This is a genomic window from Croceitalea rosinachiae (assembly GCF_031846445.1).
Lineage (GTDB): Bacteria > Bacteroidota > Bacteroidia > Flavobacteriales > Flavobacteriaceae > Croceitalea > Croceitalea rosinachiae.
The window spans coordinates 49,949-68,298 of sequence record NZ_JAVRHR010000001.1; the positions used below are offsets into that span (position 1 = coordinate 49,949).

An 18,350-nucleotide genomic window follows, 5' to 3' on the forward strand; every position below is an offset into this window, starting at 1 on the left:
TTATACTAATTTTAATTCTTCTTCTAAAACTCCATTTTGTTTTAACATCGTTCTACCGTCGTTAAAACTTAAATATGGGAAGCCTCTCTTATGATTGAGCATACTGATTTTACATAGATAGTTCCAATGTCTTGTAATTTCTTTCCAAGCAAAAAACAACGAATGTTTAGGGTCGTAAATATGTGTTGCCTCCCCTCCCGCACCATTAATCTCTATGATTTTGAAGTTTTTCCCTTCTGACAGTTCTTCAAAATCAGTATACAACACATCTAACCTACCATAATAGAACTCTGGCATCTGTATGCAAATAGCATCAATAAGTCTTTCTAAATGGGCATTGTTTTTATTTGTTTTATCAATAAACTTTGCCCCTCTTGTATGACTACCAAATGGCACAAGAATAAATTCTTTATTTTTTTCTAAAACGGCATTCAGTTGATTTCCAAATTTCTTAGAAAGCGTACGCAAATGCATATGACTTCGAGGGGTTTGCTTAATCAATTGCAAAATGGTGCTCTTACCATCACCTATCACAGACAGAAACTCTTTAGCCACTATTCCTGTAATTTTTCCACGGTCTTCGTTAGGCATTCGAACATAGAAAATACCTACTTCATTGGCATACGGAATGAATTCTTGTATCAAATAATCTTGTGGTGTTCTATCTATATAATCTTGTAGTTCTTCTCGATTATGAATTTTGTCCACACCAAAAGCTTTCATACCAATGTCTGGCTTGACTATAAATGGATAGGCAATACCATTAGCATTTATCCGCTTGGTTATTTCTGATGCTGGAGTATCTTTTTCAATCAGAATGGTTTTGGGAATATGCGCTTCGGGAATCATATCATAAATTTCATTCTTTGATTCCATGGCCATACCCCCATTTTTCATTTTAGGATTGGCCGCGTTAAAAAAGAAAAATGACCGTGCCTTTATCGAAAAAAACACCCAAATAGGAAACAAAGGGTAATAAATAGCCCAAAGTGGCCAATACTCCCAATGCGTCAACTTATGCCATCTTAGTTTTAAGGTCATCCTAAATCATGAATTAGTTGATTCCCGTTCATATCAATTTTATGCGTAGTTTGATTTAATAAGTCTAGATGCTCCAATGAAATTTTATCGTTTTGTAAAACTGCCTGGGTAACACTGAATGTTTTTAAACCATTCTTTCTTTCGATGATAAACCCGTTTTCTAAATCATCTGAGCTTCCTGAGTGAAAGGCTATAATATCATTTTTGGTAACCACTCCTTTAGAAATAAAATCAGCAAATAAGGTTTCACGGGTACGTATCACTTCTTTATCATAGAGGGTGGCGGAAGACCATATATGTTCTTTAGAGCTATCTAGTTCTTTTAAGAATTTTTCTGACCCGTCCCATCGTAATTCATTTAATGTCCCTTCTTGAGATACCAATACTGTAAAAGGTTCAATATTTACAAGGTCAATTTTCTCCAAGTACGCTTTTGGGTTTTGATGACTAGCCAAATCTAACAGAATAAGTCCCCTGCTCTTTGCATAGTTACCTTTTGAAGTGTGGCGCTGAAAAGCACCATTCAATAAAACAATAATCACATTGTCTTCATTTACGGCAAACCAGGTGCCACCAGCTTTAGGGTCTTTTGGAAAAAGCACCCTTCGCCCATTGATTAGTTCTTCACAAGGTTTGTAAGCTGATGGCCTTGAAATATGCTCATCCCTATTTGACGTAATGATAACGGTCTCTTTAACCGGTATAAAACTTACTGTACACATGCTTTTCTATACTTAATCGTAGAAGGTGCTACACCAAATGAGTCTGGAAGTTGAATTGTCGTCATATCAATGATACCCACCTTAATTAAGGCATGATGATGTATCATATGCTCTAAATTATACAGGACTTCTCTAAAATAATTTGATTTTAAGCAACCTTCATTATCGCCCATTTCATAAACTATTTGAATCTCTTTATTGGGTTTTTTTATGGTTTCTTGTATTTGAACAAGTTGAACGATTGCAAAATCAATATCTTCTTCAATCATTTTATTGCGTTGTCGCTTATCATAAGAAACCATTGCTTCTTCATAACCTGCTATCAAACATTGATATAACTCAATAATATGTCTTGTATGTTGTCCAATGGTAGCATTAGAGAGTACTTTACATGGTGATACATACTGATTCAACGAAAGCTGTGACAATACAGTTTTAAATTGTTCTATAGTCTGAATTGAAGACTGTAACATAGATTTATTGCGTTTTTAGTTTGAGGCGTTTTTTAAATAAAATAAACATGAGATAAAATGAAAAACCGATATAGATTAAGCCAATGCTAAAACTAGTTATTTTAGCGTACTCCGCATAATTGGCTACAATTAATTTGCCTGCAAAAATAAATATTAACAACCCTATAAATGTACCAAAGCCTATTCCGCTCATATAGGTTATAAAAGATGTCGTTTTATGCTCGAGCATCCCTTTTGATTCTAAAACCTTATTCCAGGTCAACCAAAAAGGAAGCTGTAATGGATTAAGTGCACTAAGCATTAATCCAAGCAGTATTGGTGACGTTATTTTTGGAAAAAGTACTCCTTTTGTACTTCCAGTATCTACATAATTAGTAACCGACATTAAACTGGAAGTTCCTAAATATAGCAGGAGTATTATCGCAAAAGATAGAACAATATAAGTCCATTTACCCTCTAAGTTTATTTTTTGACTTCCCCATAATGTCAATCGCACATAGGTTAACTCAACAAAAATTGCAGCAAAAGAAAATAAAAGTGCATTTTGAACATTTTGGGATGCAGAAATATCAAAAGCTGTAATATTCAAACTTCCTAAGGGAAGTGCACCTAAAAAACTGATTAAAAGACCAGCACCAAAAAGTTTCAAAGCTTTAAACATCAACTTGATTTGCAAACTAGAAAATTAACTAGTTTTTAATTTCCTCCCAATTTTTATCTGCCTTTACCTTTAGTTCATCAGGAGATTCCTTTTTCCAAAGTTCTAAAGTATTTGTTTTCCCTGAGTTGTAGAATAAAAGCAACTGTCCGTTTCTTATTTCAAATGTTTCTGGGTTGACACTTACTTTTTTACCTGAAACTGCAACGGCATACGCGCAGTATCCACCATACTTTGGTATGTACTTTTGAGGATTATCTTTAAATTTTTGAAGGTTCTCTTGGATTGAAAATTTAAACTTCACCCCATCATATTCTGTAGTAAATTTGTCATCCCCTAGCGTCGCCTTATTATCAAAATAAGCAACAACATCATAACCTTTGGCAACATACCCCTTCTTAGTATTGTAATCTATGGATTGTCCAATACCATTAAATCCAGCTAAAAAAACTATTAATACTACTACTCTGATCATCTTAATAAATTGAAGACTTTTTGTCAAGTTTTTCAATTTGGTCAACATTGATTTTCAATACCTTCCAATCTCCTATAGCGCTAAGCGCTCCTGAAATTTTTGAAGGCTGACCTATATAAGGTAGTATGTCTCTATGGATTGGATTTCCTTTCAAATCGGTCAATAAAAAATAGTTTTCGACCCCATTCTCGCCATTTGAAACCAGTACTGGCGGTACTCCACCAGCAATACAAAGTGATGCACAACTTCTATGAATTTTTCCAAAACCAGGTTTCATAACTCCAAAATAGCATTTCGGGTCTATGACTTCTCCTTCAACCGTTAACTGCCCTAAAGTTTTAGTAAAAGAAAAAGTATTGACTTTACTATTAGCTAAACTTACGTTTTGACTATCATCTATTTCTAGCAACGTTTTACCGTTGTAGTACACCAGTTGCCCTTCAATAGTCAATTGCTTTCCATTCAGGCCACCTTCTTTTTCTCGAATCTCTTTTAAATATGGATTGGGCCCAAATTTACCCACGCCCAATAAAACAAGATCCTTAAATTCATTTTCTGCAACTGCCACTCGCAGCATCGGATATGGCGATTCATGATAAAGACCTGAAACTTTGGTCGGATTTCCAAAATCGAATGAACTGTTTATCGCAGGTCTTTGAAAAAATCCAAAAAGCAAAGCGCCAATCATCAGTACGGATATCGCAATAATGACAAATCGCTTTAATGTTTTTTTTGTACCAATACCAACCTCATCTACATACCCAATATAAAATTCATCCTTCTTCATAACTAGCAAGAAATTGGGGTTACTTCTGTTCCTTCAGCAAATGCAGCTGGATTAATATAAACCATATCATTCATAATTTTTAGCTCATACGTTTTTACCTTTTCCGTGAAAGGTGGTGGTGACTGCCCATTATGAGGTAAGTATTGATACCCATGCCAAGGACAGGTAATACAGCCATCTACAATTTTACCTTCTCCCAAGGGACCTCCTTGATGTTTACAAACATTATGTACTGCTGAGAGTTTTCCCTCATTTTTAAAAATAGCGACTCGTTCATTTACAACGGTAAAAATTTTAGCTCTACTTTCTTCAATTTCATTGATATTACAGACCTCTAACCAGCCTTCTTTTTGACTGGCTTTATAACTATCTATTTTGCCTTCTTTAAAAGCAGCTATCAGGTGCAACGAACAAACAGCAACAAAACCAACAAGTAAAATACCAATAGTGAAGGGAGATGTCTCTTGTTGAAAAGCTCCTAAAAAAACATGCATAATTATCAAAGTATAAGCTACATAAACCATCATATGCAATCGCTTCCAAATCTTTGCAGATAGGTTATGTAGAAAGAAGTCATGACTGGTGGAAGCCATCACAAACAAGATCAGTAATGCCAGAAAGCCAAGTACTTGAAATGGAAAATTGGTCAACGAGCCGTAATCCATATTTGATGTGAAGATGGAGTAAATCGGATTCACAATGCCTAAAGCATGAAACTGAATTGTCGCAAAAATTCCGTGTATTAATGCTGCTAAAAACATGCTTACACCCAAATGTCTACGATTGTAAAGCAATGGTAAAAACTGAGCATTTATTCTCGTTAATGGCCCAATTACCAAAATTAGGTGAAGCATTATAATAGCCAAAGACCCAAAAGCCCTAATGATAATGGTCTCAGCAATCATTTCAGGATTAGTCACAAAACTTAATACAAAAAACACTACTAAATAAAAGACCATTGCTATAGCAATCCACTTATCATAGATTTTCTTATGCCTGTTCCATAGCACTAATTTGTAATCAAGTCCCATTAAAATTCAATTTTAAAAAGTTCTTCATTTTTGATTCCATCTTTAACCACTATTCCTTTTGCTGTTGAAGAGGTCGAAAATTTGTAATTCCCTATCCCATTCAATTGCCCGAGGATTTTGCCTGGTTTTCCATTAGCATTCAATTCATAAACTAAAGGGGAAGGACTTTGCAAAGGCTGACGTAATTGAATTTGAACTTTGCTATGGTTAAAAGAAGCGGTTAGCTGTTCTTTTTTAGAATTATTGGAAGTTGTAGAAAAATCCAAATCTTTTATGGCAAAAAATAACATTACCGGAATTACAATGGCAATGATCAGCCAAACATATTTATGTGATTTTCTTTGACTTGCAATCATTGTTATTTTGATTTAAAAAGTTTTCCAATCAAAAAGGGCCATGTAGCTATGGTACCTGGCAACAACAACAAGCGTACCTTTTTTTTGCTATCTTTTAGCAAGGGGTCTATTTTAACAGCACCAACAAAAACAAAATATAGTCCGAAAAGGAGTCCAATTATAGCATATATGGTAAATACCATAAGAAAAATGATAATTATCGATTCCATATTAAATTAAGTTTACATCGGTCATTATTTCCAACACGCTTGGCCCCTCTTGATCGAATAAATTTTTCATCTCTACTTCTAAATGCTCGTGATTTTCAACACGTTTGCCCCATGCGCCACACGATTTTGCAAAATCTGCAAAATTTGGATTAGAGAGCGACGTTTTCCAAACATCAAATTCACCAGCGCGCTGTTCTTTAGAAATCTTCCCCAGTTCGTGATTATTCAAAACTATCAATTTAATAGGCATCTTATATTTTACCAATGTTGTGATTTCAGCTAAATATTGACATAAGCCACCGTCACCGGCAACAGCAACGACTGGTCTGGAATCACCAACAGCAGTCCAAGCTCCTATAGCAGCGGGTAAAGCAAACCCAATAGAACCTAAATAACCAGACATTAAAAAATCTTGATTTGTGGGTTCGAAATAACGCCCAAAAGAATAGGCATTATTACCAACATCTACACACATCACTGCATTTTCAGGAGTTAACGCATTCATAGTTTCAAAAACAGCTATGGAACTAACGCCTTGGTTAGAGGTTTCTAACAATCGCTTTGCTTTTTCTTCTTTCCATATTTTCCATCGTTCAGCAATTTCACTCGTTTGATCTTCGGTATTTATTTTCCCTTTGAGCTCATTATTGAAAATTTCAAGTGTTCTTGAAATTTCGCCCCAAACAGCAACTTCCACTTTATGAAACTTGCTCAATGCCATTGGGTCAAAATCAATTTGAATAATAGGTTTTTTAGGAGTTATGCCTGTATGGTTAGAAAAAGATGCTCCAAATACTAGCAGCAAATCAGCTTCATTCATAAACCAAGATGCAATTGGGGTGCCGCTGCGTCCCAATACTCCACCACCTAAACGATGGCTATCGGCAATAAGTCCTTTCCCTTTAAAAGTAGTTACTACCGCAGCATTTAAATTTTCTGCAAACGCTACTATTGCTTTTTTATGTGCCCTTGCTCCATGACCCATTATAATTACTGGGCGTTTAGCGTTTTTAAGCAATCGAACCGCATCATCAACCGCTTCTTTGGGCGGAGCTATTTCCATAGCGGTAATTCGCTTATCAGGGGTTTGTGCCGATGAGTTGGGTTTTGCTATTTTCTCTTGAACCTCATCGGGAAACGTCAAATGTGATACATCACGTTTTAAAATAGCACTTTTTACTGCTAAGGACATTAATTCAGCGTGTTTACTATCACTTTGAACACGCTGGTTAAACTCTGCAACCGTACTAAAACCTCTTACCAAATCAACTTCTTGAAAATTACCCGTACCAACCACTTGCGTAGCCACTTGACCTGTTAGCGCCAAAAGCGGTGCCCTATCAACTTTAGCATCCCACATCCCGGTATACATATTGGTTGCCCCTGGGCCTGCAATAGAAAAGCATGCAGCAGGTTTCCCTGTTAACTTACCATATGCTGAAGCAGCAAATGCTGCTGCACCTTCATGACGGATACCATAGAAATTGAGGTTTCCTTTTTCTTCTTGGCGTTTCATGGCATCGGCAAAGCCCAAATTAGAATGTCCTACCATTCCAAAAACTTTGGTCACCCCCCAATTCACCATGGTTTCAGCCATAATATCGGAAATCGTGGTTTGATGGGCATTCTCTTTTTCAACACCTACATATATTGAATCTCTATCTTCTTTAACTTCAAAAGTTTCGATACCATCATTATAGCCTCCAGGAGGCAATCCTGTGCAAGGGTGAAAATCCCAACCATGCCAAGGACAACGAAGCATTCCATTTTCAATGGAACCTTCACCTAATGGCCCTCCCTGGTGCGGGCATCTGTTGTCCAAAGCCGAAAATTTACCTTCAAAATGAGTTAGACAAATACCTTTATGTGCTGCCGTTACTGTTTTGACCCTACCTTCAGGCAAATCCTTTTTATTATCTAATACCTTATGCCATACTATTTCTTTATCACTCATGATTGGTTGTTTAATTTACCCCTGCAAAAGGAATTCCTGCTAATTCGTGCATCTCTTTTTTGAAAGTGGAAAGGTCATTGTGGTTAAACTTAGTGATATCATCATAACCACAAGAACGGGCTATCACTTTAATTAAATCATTGGTAGCACTAAAAAAGTTAGCCAACTGTTTAGCTGAAGAATCAATAATTAATCTACTTCGAAGTGATTCTTTCTGGGTAGCGATACCTACGGGACAATTATTAGAACCACAAGCTCGCATGCCCAAACACCCTATTGCCTGAATTGCAGAATTGGAAACTGCTATGGCATCAGCACCCATCATCATAGCTTTTGCAAAATCCTCGGCTATTCTAAGACCACCTGTGATTACCAAAGTAACATCTGTTGCGCCAACTTTATTTAAATATTTTCTTGCTCTTGCCAAAGCTGGAATCGTCGGCACATTAATATTGTCTCTTAATATCGTAGGCGCGGAACCAGTACCGCCTCCCCTACCATCTAAAATGATATAATCCACTCCAACATCTAATGCGAATTGAATGTCTTTTTCTATGTGGCTTGCTGCAATTTTAAATCCTACTGGAATTCCGCCAGTTCGCTCGCGTACTTTAGCGGCAAAATCTTTGAAATCATTCACGCCATGAAAATTGGGAAACGTTGCTGGACTAATCGCAGTTTCCCCTTCATTTAATCCACGCACCTCAGCAATTTCTTTACTTACCTTATTCCCCGGCAAATGACCTCCCGTACCTGTTTTAGCTCCTTGACCACCCTTAAAATGGAATGCTTGAACATTATCTAATTTATCCCAACTAAACCCAAATTGAGCGGAAGCCAATTCATAAAAGTACTTTGAATTGTTCTTCTGCTCTTCAGGCAGCATTCCCCCTTCGCCGGAACAAATACCGGTGCCTGCCATTTCCGCGCCCTTAGATAATGCAATTTTGGCTTCTCGAGATAATGCCCCAAAACTCATATCACTAACGAACAAAGGAATATCTAAGACCAGTGGTTTCTTAGCTTTTGAACCTATAACTACTTTAGTGGCTACTTCTTCATGATCCAATAATGGTCGAGAAGCTAACTGAGCAGGCAGAAATTGAATATCTTTCCATTGTGGCAAGGTATTTCTATCAACGCCCATGGACGCAGAAAACCCATGATGTCCTAAATTCTTTAGTCCATTTACGGCTAACTCTTTAATATAGCCTGTATAAGGTTCGGTATCCTCTGGATGCGTGTCTTGATATGTTCCTAAATAGGCATCTCTATCAAAAGGCTGTGGTTGTTCAGTTTCAAATGCCACAATCTCATTTTCATCAATCTTTAATGAATCTCCATCGATATGTTCTTGAAATTTATGGAGCCTTTCGTCATTATTGTATTCGCTGATCCCAGTGTCATAGCGGTAATCCCACCCATGCACACCGCATATTAAATTTTGGCCATCAACATGACCATCTGCCAACAAAGCACCCCTATGATGACATCTGCCATAAAGCACAGAAATACCGGACTCATGTTTAATTATTACTAAATCAGTATTCTTAACTAAAGCATATGCTGGTTGTTTTTCTTGAAGTTCTGAAATCTTAGCGATTTCAATAAGCTTTTGAGTCATTGGGTCGGTTGTTTAAATTAGTATTGTCATTAGGTCGAAAATAAAGCCATGGCTTTACAATTGTAATTTAATGGAAATAATAGGAACTCTCATAAACTCTGCTGAAAAGAAATGCCCGAGCATCACACCCGGGCATTCTTACCAACCAAAAACCAACCTTAAAATTAATCTTCGCACCCCAAATCTAATTTAGACTGAGTGTCATTATTTGGAATACAATTTCCTGATAACACTTCTTCTGGAACATATCTTATCAAGTTTGGGTCATACAAGCCATTTTCGACAAAATCGACCAATTGCGAAATCTCTGTTTCAGTTAAATCAAGATTCCCAAACTGATCTGCTAATTGAGTATCTGGCACTCTCTCATTTTGCTTTCGTCCATTGTTTTTATACTCTATTACTTGACGCACACTTGTAAAAGTTCCACCATGACCATAAGACGGATTATCCCTTAAATTGTATAGTGTCGGAACTTTGAATTTAAACTCATCTTCTTCTCTTTCAGTAAAAGCTCCGCGACCTCGAGTAACATCTTTTTTAAAACCTCTTCTATCTAAAATTATCGTTTCACGAGGATCAAAATCTCCCATTCCGAATGCATGAAATTCATTGGATTTTAGGGCAGGGCCGGTATGGCACTGATAGCATTTACCCTTATCAAAAAATACTTTTGCCCCACTCACTTGGTTATCCGTCATAGCATCATCATTTCCTTTGAGCCAATTTTGCCAAGGAGATTGGTTTGATAAAACCGTTCTATTAAAAGCTGCTATGGCCAAGGCACCAGTCAATCTAGAATAACGTTCGTTTTCAGATATTTCAGGAAATGCAGCATCAAACATTGCCCGATATCCAAATTGATCTACAAACTCTTCATCAATCTTCAAACGATGAACTAATTGACCAGCCATCCCTTGTACTTCCAATCCTTCAAATCCGAGTAAATTATCTGGTAAGTCCTCCGCATTTGTACCGGTATTTATAAATGGGGCGTTTATACCTGTTCCTCCTAGGGCACCATTCCACAACATGACCTCTTGGTATGCAACATTTAAAATAGTGGGTACCTTAATCGGCAATACATCTAAAGAATCTCTTGGGAAAACTGATTCTGGCATAACTACACGTCCATCACCAGAAAAACCAAAACCCATTCCGCCTTCCCCGATTCCTTGTCGCAATCCAGAATAAAATCCAGATGCAACCGGATGACAGCTTGAGCAGGAGTACGTATAAATTGCAGATTCAACCTTAGGCGCCCCACCAGTGGCAGTTTCGTGAACAAGCAATTGCCCCAAAGCAACTTTTGCTGCAGTAATTGGGTTTTTAGGGTCTTGTGGAATACTGGCATAATCAGTTTCATTTGGAAGAATAAAAAAACTATGTCCAAGACCATTTGAAACATCAACTAGCAAGTCAACTAGCTCTTCGTCATCAGGTATCGCCGTAAATTCGCCATTCGAGCTTTGGTCAAAAGGTTCTATTTCGTCAGAACAGCTGTTAAACAATAAAATATAAAACAGAACATATAAAAATGTTCTCGTGGGGCATAAATCTCTCATTGAATTTGTTTTAAATTGATTAATAAATGAGTAAAAATTTATGCGTCTAGGTATGGGTTTAAATATTTAGACTAGTTCTTTTAAAAAAACTTGCGCTTGTAATAAAAAAAGTCCAACAAAATAATTGTTGGACTTTTCAATCAATTTATAATTAAAATATCATCTTGGTGGTGGCGGGTCACCTCTTTGGGGGTTACGTCTTAATGCACCAGTAACAATATTTTTAAGTTTGATTTTTTGTTTATCCGTGCAAATATTCTCCAATGCCTTGAAATAATTAAATACCTCTTGCTCCTTATCAATACTTAATTGTCCAATTAAGTTTGTTATAGAATCTAATTCATTGGTTGTAAAATTTGTGTTATCAAGATTTGAGAAAAGTAATTCTTTTAAGTCTCTTGAATTATCTTCAAGGGCTCTCATTTTTCTATGATGCTCTTCATCAATACTTCTAAAATCCGCCAACTGATTATCATTAAAACCAAGTTGCTGGGTAATAAATACTTTTGGTGGTCTATTTTTGCGTTCAGTTTTATTCAGAACTAAGTACAAAAGCACTCCATTCATCACCATCAAAAAAATCAACAAAATAGTTAAGAGTAGATTTTTTTTCATAAGTACTAATTTAAAATAGAATTATTTTCTGAAGAAGATAACCCAGATACTTGTGCAAAGGTTTGTAACTCACTTGCCTTATTATCTGAAATATACGAGTAAAGCACTGCTAGGTTTAAAAATGCGAAAAGCACCAATGCTATAATTTGATATTTTGGAGTGAACCAAAAAAGTACATCATTGCTATACTTTTTCTCATTTAAGGTAGATAGTTTATTTAACACCCTATCTTTAAAAAAGGGAGGACTATTGACCTCTTTTATATTTAAAGGAAAATCAAGAAGTTCATCTACAATTTTTGAAGTATTTTTTTTATCATTCATGGTCTATAATGGTGGTATTATCGTTTTAGATGCCAGATAGGTTTAAAACTTGCACTACCAACCTTCTTTTTTATAAAACTTTGTTAAAATATCTTTTAAATTCTTTCGAGCCCTAAACAATAACGACTCTATTGATGAAATACTTTTGTTTGTAATCTCGCTAACTTCCTTATAGCTAAACCCATCTATTTTATGCAATGTAAAAACCACTTTTTGGCTTTCAGGAAGTTGATTTATTGCCTTAAAAAGAATTTCATTGCGTTCTTTATCTTCCAACTGAATGCCTGGATGATTGAACTCTGTAAAATACGATGACCTATCTACAGGAATCGCATTACCACTGATGGGCTGCATAAACCCAAAGCGTTTCTTTGTGTTCCTTTTTCTGATAAATTCTAAACTTTTATTTACCGAGATTCTATAAATCCAAGTAGATAATTTAGAATCTCCCTTAAACTTCTTAACGGAATTATAGATTTCAATAAAAACTTCTTGTGCAATATCTTCGGCATCCTCTGCATTAGGCACAAACGACAAACAGGTATTAAAAACCTTTCTCTGATAGTCATCTAAGAGCTTTGCATAGGCTGCTTGGCTTTGCTCTTTTAGTGCTATCAAAAATTGACTTTCGTCCAAAAGGGTTGTTGGTTTTTTTTGTAATACAAAGTAACCTATTTTATTTTTTTTAATTCGAGCGCAAGTTTTTTTTGTATTACTCATCTAAAACTTCAACAAATAATTTTAAAATGATGAAAAGAAATATGAAATCAGTTATCGCAATTTTGGCTTTAGGGGTCTTTAGCTCATGCCAAATGGTGGCTCAAAACAATCAAAGAGAAGAAAGAAAGCCACCTTCTATAGAAGAGCTATTTGAAAAAATGGATGAAAATGAGGATGGAATGCTATCAAAAAAAGAAGTCAAAGGCCCTTTAAAGAATGACTTTGACAAAATAGATTTAAATGAAGATGGGTTGTTATCGAAGGAAGAACTAGAGAAAGCCCCAAAGCCCGAAAGAAGAGGTAGACCCAACAGAAATTAACAGCTAACTAAAAACCCGTTTGTCATGAAAAAAAATCCAATTTTCCTATTAACATCATTACTTTTAATCGCACTTATCGCATGCAGTTCTGATGGTGACGATGTTACAGACGACCAAATAGCAACTGATGATGACGTTCTAACTGAATTACATGCCGCTTTTGCAGAATTCAATACAGAAGCAACAGAAATTTATTTATCTGATGGCGGTGCAACAGTTACCATAGAGACCACTGGTCTACCCAATCACGAAACTGTATATTGGGGTGAAGGAAATGATTTATATAGAGAAGAACCGGACGTAAGACTTACACCTTCAATTATGAGCAGCAATAATAATGCAATTACCATTACTGTTGATGCCATCCCTAATTTAGAGGGAAACACTTCCGAAACACAGTTAGGTACTATTGGCATAGCTGTAAGTGGCTCATCGTTATTTAATGACCAAGAGGGGGGCGGTGCTTTAGATCAGGCTGCGGGTAGTTTAGATTGGACAGGGGCTCATATCGGACCTGGGGTCTATCATTACCACCTAGAACCAAAAGCATTCACTAATGATGACGATAATTTAGTGGGAGTTTTATTAGATGGGGTTTTCCTCTACGGTAGGCGTGACTATCCATCAAACGAATATCCAACGGACTTAGATGAATCTGGTGGTCATTTTGGACCTACACCTCACAATCCCGATGGAGAATATCATTACCATATTATTAATGAAGTATATTCAACAACAGGTTCGTATATAGCTTTTGCCGGACCTTATCAAGGTTACTAAATGAATATGGTCAGACAATTTCTTTTCTTCTCTTTAATTGTAATTATTTTCAGTTGCAAAAATGATATAGGCCAGCAAAAAGAAAATAGTGGGCAAAATGATGTAATTGCGAGTATTGAAGTTGTTAAAGACAGTCTCCTCCTAAATGGCAATGAAGGTAATTGGTACTATAAAAACCAGCTTTTTAGTGGATATGCCGTTAAATATTATGAAAACGACTCATTGCAGCAAAAAGTTGGTTTTGCAAATGGAAAAAAAATGGGAGTTGCCAAAATCTGGTTTCCAAATGGTATTTTAAAAACTGAATCTTACTATCAGAAAAACAAACTTAACGGCTCATATCGATCTTGGTGGGACAATGGTAATCTGGCATCAGAAACTATGTATATAGATGGAAAAACCAATGGGACCTCTAAAAAATGGTATCGAGATGGAACACTGGCCAAATTAAGGAATTTAGTAGATGGAAAGGAAATTGGTTTACAGCAGGCATGGTTAGAAAATGGAACCTTGTACGTCAATTATGAGGCTAAAAATGGAAGGATTTTTGGTATGAGACGCGCCAATTCCTGTTATAAATTAGAAAATGAAGAAGTTGTATCGTCCAAAAATTAGAGTTGTTTTCTCTGTTATCGTTCTGTTTTTGATATGCCTTGCTAGCTGTAAATCAAAAATCAAGAAAGAGCATATTAGAATTAAAAAAACTGCAAGAGTAGAGCACCTACCCTTTTTTAATGAAAAAACGTTCACCCCTCATTGGATCACACCAGGAAGCGATCAAGAAAAGGCATTTCATAAAATTCCAGATTTTAGCCTTACCAATCAATTGGGGGAGACTATTACACAAAAGACATTTGATGAAAAAATAGTTGTAGTAGATTTCTTTTTTACCAGTTGCCCAGGCATTTGTTTAAAGATGACCAATAATATGATCAAAATTCAAGAGGAATTTAAGGATGATTTGGAACTTTTAATACTATCTCATTCTGTAACACCATCAATAGATTCTGTTTCGGTCTTAAAAGATTATGCCTCAAAATATGGTATAATCGACAATAAATGGCACTTAGTGACAGGTGATAGAGAAGAAATTTATAGCTTGGGCAGAGACCATTATTTTGTAGAAAATGACTTGGGCGAGCCAAAAAATCTGGATGATTTTCTTCATACCGAAAACTTTCTATTAATCGATAAGAACAAACATATTAGAGGAATTTACAATGGTTTAAACAGGTCTTCAATCGCACAACTTATTGTTGATATCAAAGCATTAAAAAAAGAGTCAATCTAAATTAAGGTTATATCCCTTTTTAGAATTCTTGCAAAGTTAAAAGCCGCAAATTCTAAGTTTTCATAACTAGACTTGACAGCTTCATCAAAAGAACCAACATTTTTAAGAACAGAGCTGGCATAGGTAATGCCCATACTTTCTTGCTCTTCAAGAGTTAGTTCAATTGCACCACAAAACGCAGCTACCGGAATATTCTTCTTTTTAGCGGATTCCACTACTCCAAAAATGGTCTTTCCCGAAAAGGTTTGATTGTCTAATTTTCCTTCTCCTGTAATAATCCAATTGGCTTGTTCGATAGCGTTTTCAAAATCAGCTATTTCTTTCACCAAATCTATACCTGAATTTAAGGTAGCATTTAAAAATACAACTGAGCCACCTCCAACTCCCCCAGCAGCACCAGAACCCGGAATTTTTTGAACATCAACTCCAAATTCAGTATTCAAAGCTTTTGCAAAGTGCTCTAATCCTTTATCCAAAAAGTTAACATCTTCTGCAGTAGCCCCTTTCTGTGGTGCATAAACGTAGGCAGCACCTTCTGGTCCATAAAAAGGATTGTTCACATCGCATGCAACTTTCAGTTGTACCTTTTCAAGTCTTTTATCCGCTTTTGCCTTAGAAATTGTTTTTACCTTTATTAGATTCTCTCCAATAGGTGTTAGTATATGGTTCTTTTCGCCCAAGAATTCATATCCAAGGGCGACAGCAATTCCCATTCCTCCGTCATTGGTGGCGCTCCCGCCAATTCCTAAAATAATTTGCTCAGCCCCTTTATCTAGGGCATCTGCAATGAGCTCGCCAGTACCCAAAGAAGTGGTCAGTCTACAATTCAAATCATTATTGGTCAATAAGCGATATCCCGATGCTTCAGACATTTCAATAAAGGCCGTTTTTTTTTGTTCAGAGTACAAATATTTAGCCTTAATTAAATTGAACAATGGGTCTCTGACCAATACCTCTATCTCTTCCGCCTTTAGATAGTCTCTAATTACATCAATAGTACCATCACCGCCATCGGCCAAAGGTTTTTTTATAATAGTTGCATTTGGAAAAACTCTTTTTATACCATGCTCCACAGCATCGTAAAACTCAGCGCCACTTAGTGAACCCTTATATTTATCCGGAGCTACAACAAACTTCATATATCAGCCTAATATTGATGGTATAAAATAACTAAACACTAAAATAACAATGAAAAATATTACTAAAATATACACTTCCTTAATTAGAAAATCTGATTTTTTGATTGCTATATTAAAGTTAGAAATACCTTTTACTTTAGTCTTACTGGTCATGGCACTCACTATATAGGCAACAACCAAAGCTAGTACTACCCCAGTAAAATTTAGCCAAATCCAGAATATATTGAACCCTAAATCAATATGAAAGATTTCTTGAATGGTGCTTGAAAATATAAGATTGATAAGAACTGCTGAAATAATACCGACATTCATGCCAATATGATTCACTTTTTTTGAAAAAAACGCTAAACAGAAGGTTACCAAAACTGGGCCATAAAATACAGAACCTATCGCATTAATAATTTCTATAACAGCACTCTTGCTGCCCCCAAAAAGAAATGCACTGGCGATACATATAGCACCCCAAAATACAACAGACCCTTTAGAAATAAGCATATATCTTTTAGCACTTAATTTTGTTTTTCCACGGTTAAAAAAATCTTCAACAGTTACTGCCGATAGTGAATTAACGGTCGAACTTAATGAGGACATTGCAGCAGATAGTATGCCCACCATTAAAATACCTATTAAGCCATGTGGTAAATACTTCATTATAAAAACAGGAATCATCAAATCTGCTTTTATACCATTGGCTTTATATTCACTTGGAAAATATCTTTGCGTTGTGGCCGCTATTTCTTCCATAAAATCTGGTGCTACTGTAATTAATCCTCCAATGACCAAGCCCATTATACAATATACCAAAACCACAGGAAATCTTAATAAGCCATTTGCCAATAAAAGAGTTCTAATGGTATTTTCATTTTTTGCCGATAACAGACGTTGTGCTTGGGTTTGATCGCATCCATAGTATGATGCATAAAGAAAAAATCCGCCAATAATCATTGGCCAAAAGCCATATTCATTGCCTTCGCCAATACCAAAATTAAAGTCTATTACCTGTAACCTATCTTTAGGAAAACCTTGGGTCAATCCTCCATGTTCTTGTAAAAGGGTCCACCCATAGTAGAGGCAAATTATTAGTCCAGCAAATAGGATAATCATTTGAATAGCATCACCCCAAACAACTGCTTTCATTCCGCCTTGCCAAGAATAAATTATAGTTATTACACTAATAATCAATATGGTATAAACAAAATCTATATCTAACACGGCTTGTAATATTATGGCTATGGTATAGACCATAACTCCGGTGCCCAAGGCGCGGCTTATTTGAAAAACAACACTCAATATTAATCTGGTCGAAACGCTAAATCGTTTTTCCACAAACTCATAAATACTGACAACTCCAGATCTAAATAGCGGTGGAATGATGATTATCATAATAAAAATCATAGCTAGAGGCACTGCAAACTCAAAGGTTAACCATTTCATTCCGCCACCTAATTTTAACCCCACAAAAGCAGGTGCAGAGATAAAACTGATTGCAGATAGTTGAGTAGCCATAGTCGACAAACTCAAGGGAAACCACCCCATACTTTTTCCACCTAAAAAATAATCCTTGGAGTCTTTATTATCTTTAAAGAAAAAACCCATTCCTAAAAAGAAAATAATGTAAAATACTACTATACCGTAATCCAGCCAATTCATACTATTTATATTTTGATTAGTGTTGTTTTTAGTTTGTGTTTCACTTCTTCATGCCACTCTTTTTTGAGTATGCCAAGTAAAATGGCATCTGACCTACCATGATTATCTATTGAGGGAAAAAGGTTTCTAATTCTTCCCTCCTCAGTGCAGCCAATAGTCTTCATCGCGGCAATACTGACGATATTTTCTTCATGCGCCCCAAGACCGATACGTTCTGCTTTTAATCTTTCAAAAGCAAATTCAAATAATAGGTATTTACAGTTCTTATTTAGTCCAGTGCCTCTAAACCCTTTTCCATACCATGTATATCCTAATCGTATAGTATTTAATTCATCAGAAATTTCAAAAAAACGAGTACTCCCTGCGTAACTATTCTTTTCTTTATCAAAAACTGCAAAAGAGTATTCTTTTTCTTTTTTTCTACAATCTATGGCATCAAGAATATATGATTCAAAATTTTCTTGGCCGTTTGACCTTCCCAAAAAGTATGTCCAAATATTCTCTTCTCTGGAAATATTTTTTAAAGCACTTAAATGATCAATTCTTAATGGTTCTAACCTAACCCGATCATTTTCTAAGACATAATCAAAACCAAAATCAAGTAACATTTCTAGGTT

At 35.9% G+C, this 18,350-nt stretch carries 22 protein-coding genes; 4 read left to right on the plus strand and 18 right to left on the minus strand.

The annotated features are described in order from the left end of the window. The 15 genes from RM706_RS00255 to RM706_RS00325 form a co-directional block, all read right to left on the minus strand. Nucleotides 1-1,041: an ATP-grasp domain-containing protein gene (locus RM706_RS00255; protein WP_311349009.1), complete on the minus strand. Its 1,041-nt coding sequence runs from the start codon at nt 1,039-1,041 to the stop codon at nt 1-3. Next, nucleotides 1,038-1,763 carry an NRDE family protein gene (locus RM706_RS00260; RefSeq protein ID WP_311349010.1) on the minus strand — a complete coding sequence of 242 codons (726 nt, stop codon included), beginning with the start codon at nt 1,761-1,763 and terminating at the stop codon, nt 1,038-1,040. The genes RM706_RS00255 and RM706_RS00260 overlap by 4 nt, the downstream gene beginning before the upstream one ends. Continuing rightward, nucleotides 1,751-2,236 (minus strand): DinB family protein, encoded by a 486-nt coding sequence (locus RM706_RS00265; RefSeq protein ID WP_311349011.1) that lies wholly within the window; start codon nt 2,234-2,236, stop codon nt 1,751-1,753. Before RM706_RS00265 ends, RM706_RS00260 begins: the two co-directional genes overlap by 13 nt. A gap of 4 nt (nt 2,237-2,240) precedes the next feature. Next, complete coding sequence (locus RM706_RS00270) at nt 2,241-2,897, minus strand: LysE family transporter (RefSeq protein ID WP_311349012.1); 657 nt, start codon at nt 2,895-2,897, stop codon at nt 2,241-2,243. 28 nt (nt 2,898-2,925) lie between these two features. Then, complete coding sequence (locus RM706_RS00275; RefSeq protein WP_311349013.1) at nt 2,926-3,369, minus strand: YHS domain-containing (seleno)protein; 444 nt, start codon at nt 3,367-3,369, stop codon at nt 2,926-2,928. A gap of 1 nt (nt 3,370) precedes the next feature. Beyond that, nucleotides 3,371-4,156, minus strand: a complete 786-nt coding sequence (locus RM706_RS00280) for a hypothetical protein (RefSeq protein WP_311349014.1) — start codon at nt 4,154-4,156, stop codon at nt 3,371-3,373. A gap of 2 nt (nt 4,157-4,158) precedes the next feature. Then, on the minus strand, nt 4,159-5,187 hold the full coding sequence (locus RM706_RS00285) for a Rieske 2Fe-2S domain-containing protein (RefSeq protein ID WP_311349015.1): 1,029 nt from the start codon (nt 5,185-5,187) through the stop codon (nt 4,159-4,161). Next, nucleotides 5,187-5,543 (minus strand): hypothetical protein, encoded by a 357-nt coding sequence (locus RM706_RS00290; protein WP_311349016.1) that lies wholly within the window; start codon nt 5,541-5,543, stop codon nt 5,187-5,189. The genes RM706_RS00285 and RM706_RS00290 overlap by 1 nt, the downstream gene beginning before the upstream one ends. Nucleotides 5,544-5,545: 2 nt before the next feature. Beyond that, complete coding sequence (locus tag RM706_RS00295; protein ID WP_311349017.1) at nt 5,546-5,752, minus strand: hypothetical protein; 207 nt, start codon at nt 5,750-5,752, stop codon at nt 5,546-5,548. Nucleotide 5,753: 1 nt separating this feature from the next. Beyond that, nucleotides 5,754-7,706 (minus strand): thiamine pyrophosphate-binding protein, encoded by a 1,953-nt coding sequence (locus RM706_RS00300; RefSeq protein ID WP_311349018.1) that lies wholly within the window; start codon nt 7,704-7,706, stop codon nt 5,754-5,756. Nucleotides 7,707-7,716: 10 nt separating this feature from the next. Then, nucleotides 7,717-9,330, minus strand: a complete 1,614-nt coding sequence (locus RM706_RS00305; RefSeq protein ID WP_311349019.1) for a glutamate synthase-related protein — start codon at nt 9,328-9,330, stop codon at nt 7,717-7,719. A 164-nt stretch (nt 9,331-9,494) separates the two neighbouring features. After that, nucleotides 9,495-10,895 (minus strand): cytochrome-c peroxidase, encoded by a 1,401-nt coding sequence (locus RM706_RS00310; RefSeq protein ID WP_311349020.1) that lies wholly within the window; start codon nt 10,893-10,895, stop codon nt 9,495-9,497. 159 nt (nt 10,896-11,054) lie between these two features. Beyond that, nucleotides 11,055-11,510, minus strand: a complete 456-nt coding sequence (locus tag RM706_RS00315; RefSeq protein ID WP_311349021.1) for a hypothetical protein — start codon at nt 11,508-11,510, stop codon at nt 11,055-11,057. A 5-nt stretch (nt 11,511-11,515) separates the two neighbouring features. Beyond that, complete coding sequence (locus RM706_RS00320; protein ID WP_311349022.1) at nt 11,516-11,833, minus strand: hypothetical protein; 318 nt, start codon at nt 11,831-11,833, stop codon at nt 11,516-11,518. 54 nt (nt 11,834-11,887) lie between these two features. After that, a complete protein-coding gene (locus RM706_RS00325) occupies nt 11,888-12,469 on the minus strand; it encodes an RNA polymerase sigma factor (RefSeq protein ID WP_311349023.1) in 582 nt (193 codons plus the stop codon). 110 nt (nt 12,470-12,579) lie between these two features. Between RM706_RS00325 and RM706_RS00330 the strand changes: the two genes are divergently transcribed. Genes RM706_RS00330 through RM706_RS00345 form a run of 4 tightly spaced genes read left to right on the plus strand, consistent with a single transcriptional unit; the run spans nt 12,580 to nt 14,944 of the window. Continuing rightward, nucleotides 12,580-12,873, plus strand: a complete 294-nt coding sequence (locus RM706_RS00330) for an EF-hand domain-containing protein (RefSeq protein ID WP_311349024.1) — start codon at nt 12,580-12,582, stop codon at nt 12,871-12,873. Between the two features lie 24 nt (nt 12,874-12,897). Further along, nucleotides 12,898-13,653 carry a YHYH protein gene (locus tag RM706_RS00335; protein WP_311349025.1) on the plus strand — a complete coding sequence of 252 codons (756 nt, stop codon included), beginning with the start codon at nt 12,898-12,900 and terminating at the stop codon, nt 13,651-13,653. A gap of 6 nt (nt 13,654-13,659) precedes the next feature. Then, a complete protein-coding gene (locus RM706_RS00340) occupies nt 13,660-14,268 on the plus strand; it encodes a toxin-antitoxin system YwqK family antitoxin (RefSeq protein WP_311349026.1) in 609 nt (202 codons plus the stop codon). After that, nucleotides 14,240-14,944 carry an SCO family protein gene (locus RM706_RS00345; protein ID WP_311349027.1) on the plus strand — a complete coding sequence of 235 codons (705 nt, stop codon included), beginning with the start codon at nt 14,240-14,242 and terminating at the stop codon, nt 14,942-14,944. Before RM706_RS00340 ends, RM706_RS00345 begins: the two co-directional genes overlap by 29 nt. Here RM706_RS00345 and RM706_RS00350 read toward each other — a convergent pair. From RM706_RS00350 to RM706_RS00360, 3 genes are read right to left on the minus strand one after another with little or no spacing between them, the layout of a single operon-like run. Continuing rightward, a complete protein-coding gene (locus RM706_RS00350; RefSeq protein ID WP_311349028.1) occupies nt 14,941-16,083 on the minus strand; it encodes a glycerate kinase in 1,143 nt (380 codons plus the stop codon). The two genes, RM706_RS00345 and RM706_RS00350, sit on opposite strands and share 4 nt — an antisense overlap. 3 nt (nt 16,084-16,086) lie before the next feature. Further along, nucleotides 16,087-17,733 carry a sodium:solute symporter family transporter gene (locus tag RM706_RS00355; RefSeq protein ID WP_311349029.1) on the minus strand — a complete coding sequence of 549 codons (1,647 nt, stop codon included), beginning with the start codon at nt 17,731-17,733 and terminating at the stop codon, nt 16,087-16,089. Nucleotides 17,734-17,738: 5 nt separating this feature from the next. Then, a complete protein-coding gene (locus RM706_RS00360; protein WP_311349030.1) occupies nt 17,739-18,341 on the minus strand; it encodes a GNAT family N-acetyltransferase in 603 nt (200 codons plus the stop codon). Nucleotides 18,342-18,350: the final 9 nt, after the last annotated feature.

Bases quoted from the DNA above. Each gene is read 5' to 3' on its own strand.
- RM706_RS00330 (WP_311349024.1), top strand. From the start codon at position 12,580: ATGATGAAAAGAAATATGAAATCAGTTATCGCAATTTTGGCTTTAGGG.
- RM706_RS00275 (WP_311349013.1), bottom strand. From the start codon at position 3,369: ATGATCAGAGTAGTAGTATTAATAGTTTTTTTAGCTGGATTTAATGGT.
- RM706_RS00310 (WP_311349020.1), bottom strand. From the start codon at position 10,895: ATGAGAGATTTATGCCCCACGAGAACATTTTTATATGTTCTGTTTTAT.
- RM706_RS00305 (WP_311349019.1), bottom strand. From the start codon at position 9,330: ATGACTCAAAAGCTTATTGAAATCGCTAAGATTTCAGAACTTCAAGAA.
- RM706_RS00280 (WP_311349014.1), bottom strand. From the start codon at position 4,156: ATGAAGAAGGATGAATTTTATATTGGGTATGTAGATGAGGTTGGTATT.
- RM706_RS00290 (WP_311349016.1), bottom strand. From the start codon at position 5,543: ATGATTGCAAGTCAAAGAAAATCACATAAATATGTTTGGCTGATCATT.
- RM706_RS00255 (WP_311349009.1), bottom strand. From the start codon at position 1,041: ATGACCTTAAAACTAAGATGGCATAAGTTGACGCATTGGGAGTATTGG.
- RM706_RS00300 (WP_311349018.1), bottom strand. From the start codon at position 7,706: ATGAGTGATAAAGAAATAGTATGGCATAAGGTATTAGATAATAAAAAG.
- RM706_RS00315 (WP_311349021.1), bottom strand. From the start codon at position 11,510: ATGAAAAAAAATCTACTCTTAACTATTTTGTTGATTTTTTTGATGGTG.
- RM706_RS00350 (WP_311349028.1), bottom strand. From the start codon at position 16,083: ATGAAGTTTGTTGTAGCTCCGGATAAATATAAGGGTTCACTAAGTGGC.
- RM706_RS00265 (WP_311349011.1), bottom strand. From the start codon at position 2,236: ATGTTACAGTCTTCAATTCAGACTATAGAACAATTTAAAACTGTATTG.
- RM706_RS00270 (WP_311349012.1), bottom strand. From the start codon at position 2,897: ATGTTTAAAGCTTTGAAACTTTTTGGTGCTGGTCTTTTAATCAGTTTT.
- RM706_RS00340 (WP_311349026.1), top strand. From the start codon at position 13,660: ATGGTCAGACAATTTCTTTTCTTCTCTTTAATTGTAATTATTTTCAGT.
- RM706_RS00360 (WP_311349030.1), bottom strand. From the start codon at position 18,341: ATGTTACTTGATTTTGGTTTTGATTATGTCTTAGAAAATGATCGGGTT.
- RM706_RS00260 (WP_311349010.1), bottom strand. From the start codon at position 1,763: ATGTGTACAGTAAGTTTTATACCGGTTAAAGAGACCGTTATCATTACG.
- RM706_RS00320 (WP_311349022.1), bottom strand. From the start codon at position 11,833: ATGAATGATAAAAAAAATACTTCAAAAATTGTAGATGAACTTCTTGAT.
- RM706_RS00335 (WP_311349025.1), top strand. From the start codon at position 12,898: ATGAAAAAAAATCCAATTTTCCTATTAACATCATTACTTTTAATCGCA.
- RM706_RS00355 (WP_311349029.1), bottom strand. From the start codon at position 17,733: ATGAATTGGCTGGATTACGGTATAGTAGTATTTTACATTATTTTCTTT.
- RM706_RS00345 (WP_311349027.1), top strand. From the start codon at position 14,240: ATGAAGAAGTTGTATCGTCCAAAAATTAGAGTTGTTTTCTCTGTTATC.
- RM706_RS00295 (WP_311349017.1), bottom strand. From the start codon at position 5,752: ATGGAATCGATAATTATCATTTTTCTTATGGTATTTACCATATATGCT.
- RM706_RS00285 (WP_311349015.1), bottom strand. From the start codon at position 5,187: ATGGGACTTGATTACAAATTAGTGCTATGGAACAGGCATAAGAAAATC.